Source organism: Gordonia sp. UBA7599 (assembly GCA_002477755.1).
Lineage (GTDB): Bacteria > Actinomycetota > Actinomycetes > Mycobacteriales > Mycobacteriaceae > Gordonia.
This window is the reverse complement of the sequence record DLKD01000060.1, coordinates 1-2,666: the sequence shown is the minus strand read 5'-3', so window position 1 is coordinate 2,666 and position 2,666 is coordinate 1. Positions and strand designations below refer to the sequence as shown.

Here is a 2,666-nt window from a genome sequence, read left to right as displayed (position 1 = left end):
CAGACAACTTGACAAGCTCCGAACAAGAGGTTGATCGACATGATCGACCGGATCATTTTCCGCCACGATCCTGATGCGGTGCGGCGCCGTCATGAGAAGGCCAAACAAGCCCGCAGTGTGTGGGTGGTGCCCGAGACCGATGGGATGGCCACCCTGGGGGCGACGATGACCGCCCACAACGCGGCCATCGCCCACAACGCGGTCCTCGCGTTGGCCGCCCTGGCCTGCCCGCACGACACCCGATCCCGCGATGCCCGCAGCAGCGATGCCCTGTTCGCGTTGCTCACCGGTACCGCGTTCGAATGCGACTGCGACCGCCAGGATTGTGCCGCCCAGGTTCCCGACCCGGATGCCCTGGCGGCATGGGTGGCCGACCAGCAGGACCAAGCCATCGCCAAGGGGCGGGTACTGGTGCATGTGATCGCCGATCAGGCCACCGTCGACGGGCGTGACAACCAACCGGCGTTCATGGACGGTCACGGTGTCATCTCCGCTGCCCACCTGCGTGACCTGCTGGCCCGCGACGACGTGCGCGTACGGCCGCTCAACCCGCAGTCCGGTGAGCAGGCACAGACGTCGCTACCCACCTATCTGCCGTCGGACCCGTACCGTCCCTCCACCGCCCTGGACACCTTCATCCGGGCCCGCGACGGCTATTGCACCATCCCCGGGTGTGATCAACCGGCCTGGAAATGCGACATCGACCACGTGCAGGAGTACGACCACGACAACCCCGGCGAGGGTGGGCACACCAGCCCCGACGAACTCGGGACGAAGTGCCGGATGCACCACAACTTCAAGACTTTCGCCCACGGCTGGGTCGACGACCAATACCGCGACAACAATGGCCGCCTCGTCTCCGAAGTCGTGTCACCCGAAGGAATCCGGTTCCCCGGACCCGCCGAAACCAACACCGATCTGTTCCCCAGCCTCGACCACATCACCTGGCACGAGCCCACGCCCGATCTCGATACAGCTGCTCCTTCGTCGCAGCCACTCGATCACCGAGATGGCCACCGTCGGCATCGGCCGCGGAATCGGACAAAGGATAAGCACCGCCGACGACGAGCCGAACGCGCCGCCAACCGCAAACAACGACTCGCCGAAGAATGGCAGCACGCCGAACAGGAATACCACCGACGCCGCGAACACCCCCGCGAAACCGACGGCCCCCCGCCGTTTTAGTCGACGACGCGGACTGCGCCCTTGTCGGCCGACGTCGCCAGTTTCGCGTAGGCCCGCAACGCCGTGGTGACAGCGCGCTGGCGGTCCTTGGGCTGCCACGGGCGTTCCGACGCCTCCATCTTCGCGCGCCGATCGGCCAGCACCTCGTCGTCGACGAGGACCTTCAAGGTGCGGGTCTTGACGTCGATGAGGATCTCGTCGCCGTCCTCGACCAGGCCGATCGTGCCCCTACCGGCCGCCTCGGGCGAGACGTGGCCGATGACCAGTCCCGACGATCCGCCGGAGAAGCGACCGTCGGTGACGAGGCCGCAGAACTTGCCCATCCCGGTGCCCTTCATGAACGCAGTCGGATGCAGCATCTCCTGCATGCCCGGACCACCAGCGGGCCCCTCGTAGCGGATCACGAGGACCTCGCCCTTCTGGAGTTCCTTGGACAAGATTGCGTGGACGGCGTCCTCCTGGCTCTCGACGACACGCGCCGGGCCCTGGAAATGCCACAGGTCTTCGCTGACGCCAGCGGTCTTGAGCACCGCACCGTCCTCAGCGAGATTGCCGTGCAGCACACACAGGCCACCTTCGACGGTGTAGGCGTGCTCCTTGTCGCGGATGCAGCCGTCGGCGGCGTCGGTGTCCAGCGAATCCCACCGGTTCGATGTCGAGAACGGTTCGACGGTGCGCACGCCGCCGGGTGCGGCGTGGAAGAGCTCGATCGCGGCGTCGGTGGCTGTGCCGCTGCGGATGTCCCAGTCGGCCAGGTACTGCTCCAGCGACGGCGCGTGGACCGGGTGGACGTTCCGGTTCAGCAGGCCGGCGCGGTCGAGCTCGCCGAGGATCGCCGGAATGCCGCCGGCGCGGTGGACGTGCTCCATGTAGTACTTGGGGGAGTTCGGTGCGACCTTCGCGAGGCACGGCACGCGGCGCGAGATCGCGTCGATGGCGTGCAGGTCGAAGTCGATCTCGGCCTCCTGCGCGGCGGCCAGGATGTGCAGCACGGTGTTGGTCGAGCCACCCATGGCGACGTCGAGCGCCATCGCGTTCTCGAAGGCTTCGCGCGTCGCGACGTTGCGCGGCAGGACCGACTCGTCATCGTCTTTGTAGTACCGCTTGGCGATGTCGACGATGAGTTCGCCAGCGCGCGTGAAGAGGTCGCGGCGGGCAACCTGGGTGGCGAGGGTGGAGCCGTTACCGGGCAACGACAGTCCGAGGGCCTCGGTCAGGCAGTTCATCGAGTTGGCCGTGAACATGCCCGAACACGATCCGCACGTCGGGCAGGCCGACCGCTCGACTTCGAGGAGGTCTTTCTCGCCGACGGTGCTATCGGCCGACGCGGTGATCGCGTCGACCAAGTCGAGGCCCGGGTGGACGACGCCGTTGACGACGACCGAGGTGCCGGCCTCCATCGGGCCGCCGGAGACGAAGACCGTCGGGATGTTGAGCCGCAGGGCGGCGTTGAGCATGCCGGGGGTGATCTTGTCGCAGTT

Annotated in this window: 2 protein-coding genes; one reads left to right on the top strand and one right to left on the bottom strand. The window is 67.0% G+C overall.

The genetic code is table 11. From position 1 onward, the window contains the following. The first annotated feature begins 30 nt into the window (after positions 1 to 30). On the top strand, positions 31 to 1,185 hold the full coding sequence (locus tag B4L26_RS07510) for an HNH endonuclease signature motif containing protein (RefSeq protein WP_290717627.1): 1,155 nt from the start codon (positions 31 to 33) through the stop codon (positions 1,183 to 1,185). On the opposite strand, the gene ilvD is transcribed toward B4L26_RS07510, so the two are convergent. After that, on the bottom strand, positions 1,182 to 2,666 hold a 1,485-nt coding region (ilvD, locus tag B4L26_RS07505), incomplete at its 5' end, for a dihydroxy-acid dehydratase (protein WP_290717625.1). The genes B4L26_RS07510 and ilvD overlap by 4 nt on opposite strands.